The organism is Mycobacterium sp. (assembly GCF_049281135.1).
Lineage (GTDB): Bacteria > Actinomycetota > Actinomycetes > Mycobacteriales > Mycobacteriaceae > Mycobacterium.
On sequence record NZ_JBAPRN010000006.1, the window covers coordinates 1 to 5,866 of the forward strand.

Sequence of the window (5,866 nt, forward strand, 5' to 3'; positions counted from 1 at the left end):
GTGTAGTCACCGGTCCTCATCCTTCGAAGCCATCGGCGCGGCGGTCGGATCCGTTGCCGCGGAACCGCCCTGATCGCCATCGCGCAGTTGTCGACATTGATGTCGATTCTTGATGATAGAGGTCACACTCCGCCCATGCAAGTGCGTTGGCCCGCGGTACGGGTAAGTCGTGCGATCACGCACCTCGAGAGAGCCGTCGGCGGTCGACACTCATGTCGACGCTGGGTCGGATAAGCTGCCGGTCGTGGGAAGAAGTACGGCGGAGCAACCGCGTAAGACCCGAGGTGGCCATGTCCCGACGGGGACGTCGGCCCAGCGCCGGGCGCGCACTGCTGATTCCGCCACGGCCACGGCCAAGTCCGCTCAAACCCGGGAATCGCTGGTGGATGCCGCCCGGACGGTGTTCATCCGCTCGGGCTATATGGACGCCAGAGTGCGCGACATCGTCGACGAAGCCGACGTCGCGCATGGCAGCTTCTACACCTACTTCCCGTCGAAGCGGGAGATCTTCCAGGAGGTCGTCGACCAGGTCGGCGAGCTGATCCTGCATGCCGTCGCCCACACCAGCGACGACGTGCCCGGCGACGTCCTCGGCAACCTCGAGCGGGCCAACCGCAGATACTTGGACGTGCACCGCGACAACGCCGCGATCCTGGCGCTGGTCGATCAGGTGGCGACGGCCGATCCGGTGATCTTGGCGTCCCGCGTTCAAGCGCGGCGCGCGCACGTCAATCGCATTGAGGCCACGATCGAGCGGTTACAGGAGCGCGGGGTCGCCGATCCGGATCTGGACGTGCACACCACGGCGGCGTCGCTGGTGTCCATGCTGTCCAGTTGTGCGCATTGGTACAGCATCGACCCCGGTGATTACGACCGGGATCAGTTGGTGCACACCCTCACTCAGATCTGGGCGCGCGCACTCGGTTTGGAGAAGGCCGCGGCAAAGCCGTGAACGTCTAGCGGCGCGTCCACACCGGGGCTCTCTTCTCGGCGAAGGCCCGCGCACCTTCGCGTGCGTCGGCGGACCGGAATACGTGGTCGGAGAGTTCGCGCTGATTGCGATCAGCAAGCTCCAGTGGCCAGTCCGGACTCTGGCGCACGATCTGCTTGATGGCTTCGAGCGCCAGTGGTGCGTTGGCGGCGAGCCGGGCCGCCACCGAGCGCGCCGCGTCCAGTGCCGTCCCGGGTGACGCGAGCTCGTTGACCAGGCCGAAGTGATGCGCACGCTCGGCGGTGATCATGTCGCCGGTGAGCAACAACTCCATCGCGATGTGATAGGGCAATCGTTGATGCAACTTCAGGGCGCCGCCGCCGGTCGGTACGAGCCCGCGCTTGGGCTCGGGCAGGCCGAACGTGGCCGTCTCGGAGGCGATGATCAGATCGCAGGCCAACGCGATTTCACAGCCGCCGGCCAAGGCGTATCCCTCGACGGCGGCGAGGAGGGGTTTCTTGGGCGGAGCGAGCACCAGGCCCGCGAATCCGCGCCCCTCGATGGACGGACGGTCGCCGTCGAGGAAGCCCCGCAGATCCATTCCCGAGCAGAAGTTGCCGCCTGCTCCGGTGATGATGGCGACGGCGATGTCATCGCGCCGGTCGACTTCGTCGACTGCGGCGGCGATCGCCCGGGCGGTAGCACCGTTGATGGCGTTGCGGACCTCGGGACGGTTGATCGTGATCACGGCGATGCCGCCGTCGGCGTCGAAGATGATGGGTTCGGTCATGGTGCTCCTCGTTCCTGGGCTGGTGTGGCGTCGACGAGCAACGACCACAACTCGGCGACGTCCGACGCGGTGGCGGCCCGCAACACCGCAAGATCGAGATCGCGTACTGAATATGCCTCTGACCGCCACGTCAGGATGCGATTGGTGTAGCGGTGCAGCGGATGCTCGAGGGTGTAGCCCATGGCACCGAGGACCTGATGGGCGTTGCGGGCGACGACCGCCGCACCGTGCGCCGCGCAGGACGCCGCGCTCAGCACCGCCAGCCGGACGTGCGGATCTCGCAGCGAGAGGCCCCCCACGACGCCGATCGCGCCGTCGACCGCTGCCTGGATCAGGCTGGCCTCCGCAGCGGTGGCCGAGACGAGATGTTGTACGCCTTGGAATTTCGCGAGTGTCCGGCCGAACTGCTCCCGACTGGTGACGTGCTCGACGGTGAGTTCGACGATGCGCCTGCTGGACCCGACGATCATGGCCGCCCGACTCAAGGCCACCCTGAGGCGGTACTCCTCGGCGACCTCGGGCGCGACGACGCGCTCCTCGGTGCCGGGAGTCCACCGCACCCGGGTGTGACCGTCCCTGTCCGCATCGGTGCTGGCGCCGGCCTCACCGTCGAGGACGCCGACCGCCCACTGATGGTCGTCCGTCGCGCGCAGGACGACGATCCTGTCGGCCTGCCCGGCGAAGTCGACCCAGCCGCTCACGCCGTCGGCGAACAGCCCTGCGGTGCGCACTTCACCATCGCGGCGCGGCAGACCTGCGCAGTCCAGGAGCCAACCCGAGAGCACGTCGTGCTCGAGGATCGGTAGACGTGCCGCCGCGGCACCCACTTCACCGAGAACCGCGCCGACCTCGGCCCACCCAGCCCCGGCGCCGCCAACTTCCTCCGGGGCCAGCAGATCGGTCAAGCCGCTGTCGGACAACATCTTCCACGCCGGGAGGTCGATGCCACCGACAGCGGGGTCGGCGTGTTCCTCGAGGATCGACTCGGCGAGCGCGGCCACCTCCTGCGCCATGCTGGTGTCGCGCACCTGCACGCCGCCGGTCATCGCAGTCCCAGGCCGCGCGCGACGACCCCGCTGAGAACCTGCGTCGTACCACCTCTGATGGTGAAGCCGGGTCTGTTCATGATTCCTCCGTGCAGCAAGTCGGCCAGCGTTGTCGGGGTGGCCGAGTCCGGACCAATGAGCTCGTCGACGACGTCGACGACATCACCCTCGGTTTGAGTTCCCAAGAGCTTCACCACCGCCGCGGCGGTGTCGGCCTCGAGGCCGCTTTGCAGAGCAGATGCGACCGCCCTCGACATGTGATGCAGGCCGACGTGGCGGGCGAGCAGCGCACCCAGACGTGGATCCTCGGGCACGGTCCCGTCACGTACTCCCTGCAACGCCGCGGTCAGCAAGGCGTAGGCAGACAGGAACCGTTCCGGGCCCGAGCGCTCGTATCCGAGTTCGGCGGTGACCTGTGACCAACCGGCACCCTCCTCGCCGAGCAGCATGTCGTCCTCGACGAAGACGTCATCGAGAACCACTTCGTTGAAGTGGTGCGCCCCAGACATGTTGAGCACCGGAGAGATACGGATGCCCGATGCGTCCAGCGGCACGATGAACTGGCTCAAGCCGGCGTGCCGATGTGCGGAGTCCACGGGTGCGGTGCGGGCGAGCACGATGAAGAAGTGGGCGTGGTGAGCGCCCGAGGTCCACAGCTTGGTTCCGCTCAGGCGCCACCCGCCCTCGACCTTGCTGGCCTTGGTCCGAACCGCCGCCAGATCCGAACCTGCCTCGGTTTCGCTCATCCCGATGGCCCAGAAGTGCTCGGCGCGAGTGATCGGGGGAAGGAAGCGTTCGCGCTGCGCCTCGGTACCGTGACGCAGCAGTGACGGGGCCACCTGCCGGTCGGCGACCCAGTGTGCGGACACCGGCGCTCCGGCGGCCAACAGTTCTTCGGTGACGGCGAATCGCTCCACGAAGCTGCGGCCCCGTCCGTCGTAGCGCGTCGGCACGGTCATGCCGACCCACCCTTGGGCGGCGAGCGCGCGGGAGAATTGCGCGTCCCACCCGTCGCCCCAGGAATCGGTGCGTGCGGTGAAGAGGCCGTCGCGGCGCTGCTGGTCGAGGAATGCCCGCACCTCGCGGCGCAGATCGTCGAGGTCGGTGTCGTCGTCGGAACGCGGTATCAAGGTCGTCATCGTTGCCCTACTTCGCCGACATCCGTACGGCCCCATCGATTCTGATGGTCTCACCGTTGATCATGGGGTTCTCGATCACCGCAAGGGCCAGATGACCGAACTCGGCCGGCACGCCCAGCCGCGAGGGGTGCGGGACTTGCGCGGCCAGACCGGCCTTGATCTCGTCGGAATGCCGCCCCAAGCCCGGGGTGTCGAAGATTCCTGGAGCAATGCTGTTCACGCGCACCAACTTTCGGGACAGGTCGCGGGCGCCGACGAGGGTCATGCCCACGATGCCCGCCTTGGAGGACGCGTAGGGAATCTGCCCTACTTGGCCTTCCCAGGCGGCGATCGATGCCGTGAGAACCACCACCCCACGTTCCTCCCCGACGGGCTCGTAGCGCACCATCCGAGCCGCCGCGAGGCGCAGCACGTTGAAGCTGCCGACGAGATTGGTCTCGACGACCGCGCGGTAACTGTCGATGTCACCGGGGTTTCCCTCGCGGTCGAGCACCCGCAAGGTGATGGCTCGACCTGCGCAGTGCACGACCGCACGCACGGGCGCGATCTCCTCGGCGACGTCGAGGGCGGCGTTGAACTGTTCGGAGTCGGTGACGTCGGCGGGGGCGAAGGAGGCGAGCTTGCCCAGGTCGGCGGCGATCTGCTCACCGTTGGAGCTGGGCAGGTCCACGATGACCGTCGGGATGCCGGCGTCGATGAGTTTGGTCACCGCGCCCAGGCCGAGCCCGGATGCTCCCCCGGTCACCAGCGCCGATGCGTGCGATAGGTCCACAGTTGTCTCTCCTCCGTGTCCGACGAGTCGGATCTGTCAGGCGCTCGGGTCGAGGCGCTCGATGATGGTGGCGTTGGCCATTCCGCCGGCCTCGCACATGGTTTGCAGGCCGAAGCGGATGCCGTTGCGCTCCATGTGATGCAGCATCGTGGTCATGATGCGGGCACCCGAGGCGCCCAGCGGGTGTCCCAGTGCGATGGCTCCGCCGACGGGATTGAGCACCTCGGAGGGGACCCCCAGCTCGGCCTGCCATGCCAGCGGGACCGGTGCGAACGCTTCGTTGACTTCGAAGACGCCGATGTCCTGCACCTTTAGGCCCGCTCTGCTCAAGACCTTTCGGGTGGCGGGTATCGGGGCGGTCAACATCAGCAACGGGTCGTCACCGACGACCGCCGAGGCGTAGACGGCGGCGCGAGGATGCAGACCCAACGCCGCTGCGCACTTCTCCGAGGCGATCAGCAGCACCGCGGCGCCGTCGGTGATCTGGGACGACGATCCGGCGGTGACCTTGGGCTCCAGCTCCGGGAATCGTTGCCGCACCGCGGGGCTGCCGAAGACCGGGGCCAGCCCGGCCAGCCGCGCCATGGAGGTCGAGGCACGAATGCTCTCATCGCGTTTGACCGGACCCGTAGGAGTGTCGATCGGATAGAGCTCGGCGTCGAACCAGCCTTGCGCCTGCGCGTAGGCGGCGCGTTCGTTGGAGGCCAGTGCGTAGGTGTCGAGTTGCTCGCGGGATAGCCCCCATTTGTGGGCGACCAGTTCAGCGGCGACGCCTTGGCCCACCAATTCGCCGAATCGTTCGGTGATCGAGGGTCCGTAGACGTCGGCACCCATCCGGTTGGACCCCATGGGCACCCGGCTCATCGACTCCACTCCCCCGGCGATGACCAGGTCGTTGACGCCCGCGGCCACCGACTGCACCGCGAATTCGATGGCCTGTTGGCCCGATCCGCATTTGCGTTCGATGGTCACGCCGGGCACATGGGTGGGAAAACCGGCTGCCAGGACGGCCTGGCGGGCGGGTGTGCCACCCTGCTCCCCGGCCTGGGTGACGTTTCCGATCATGACGTCGTCGATCAGGGCGGGGTCGACGCCGTTGCGTTCGACCAGCCCGGTCAGCAGTTGGGCCAGCAATTCCACCGGGTGGAGCTGGGACAGCGCACCGCCCGGCTTTCCCCTGCCTAACGG

6 protein-coding genes are annotated in these 5,866 nt (G+C 67.6%); 1 reads left to right on the top strand and 5 read right to left on the bottom strand.

Annotation, left to right across the window (positions count from 1 at the left end; genetic code table 11):
- Positions 1–244: 244 nt before the first annotated feature.
- Positions 245–952: a TetR/AcrR family transcriptional regulator gene (locus WAN02_RS00130; protein WP_422261647.1), complete on the top strand. Its 708-nt coding sequence runs from the start codon at positions 245–247 to the stop codon at positions 950–952.
- A 4-nt stretch (positions 953–956) separates the two neighbouring features.
- On the opposite strand, the gene WAN02_RS00135 is transcribed toward WAN02_RS00130, so the two are convergent.
- From WAN02_RS00135 to WAN02_RS00155, 5 genes are all read right to left on the bottom strand, one after another.
- Positions 957–1,721: a crotonase/enoyl-CoA hydratase family protein gene (locus WAN02_RS00135; protein WP_422261649.1), complete on the bottom strand. Its 765-nt coding sequence runs from the start codon at positions 1,719–1,721 to the stop codon at positions 957–959.
- On the bottom strand, positions 1,718–2,767 hold the full coding sequence (locus tag WAN02_RS00140; RefSeq protein WP_422261651.1) for an acyl-CoA dehydrogenase family protein: 1,050 nt from the start codon (positions 2,765–2,767) through the stop codon (positions 1,718–1,720). The genes WAN02_RS00135 and WAN02_RS00140 overlap by 4 nt, the downstream gene beginning before the upstream one ends.
- On the bottom strand, positions 2,764–3,906 hold the full coding sequence (locus WAN02_RS00145; RefSeq protein WP_422261653.1) for an acyl-CoA dehydrogenase family protein: 1,143 nt from the start codon (positions 3,904–3,906) through the stop codon (positions 2,764–2,766). The genes WAN02_RS00140 and WAN02_RS00145 overlap by 4 nt, the downstream gene beginning before the upstream one ends.
- Positions 3,907–3,913: 7 nt before the next feature.
- Positions 3,914–4,678 carry an SDR family NAD(P)-dependent oxidoreductase gene (locus WAN02_RS00150; RefSeq protein ID WP_422261655.1) on the bottom strand — a complete coding sequence of 255 codons (765 nt, stop codon included), beginning with the start codon at positions 4,676–4,678 and terminating at the stop codon, positions 3,914–3,916.
- A 36-nt stretch (positions 4,679–4,714) separates the two neighbouring features.
- Positions 4,715–5,866 (bottom strand): thiolase family protein (locus tag WAN02_RS00155; protein ID WP_422261657.1); only part of this gene is annotated, 1,152 nt, incomplete at its 5' end.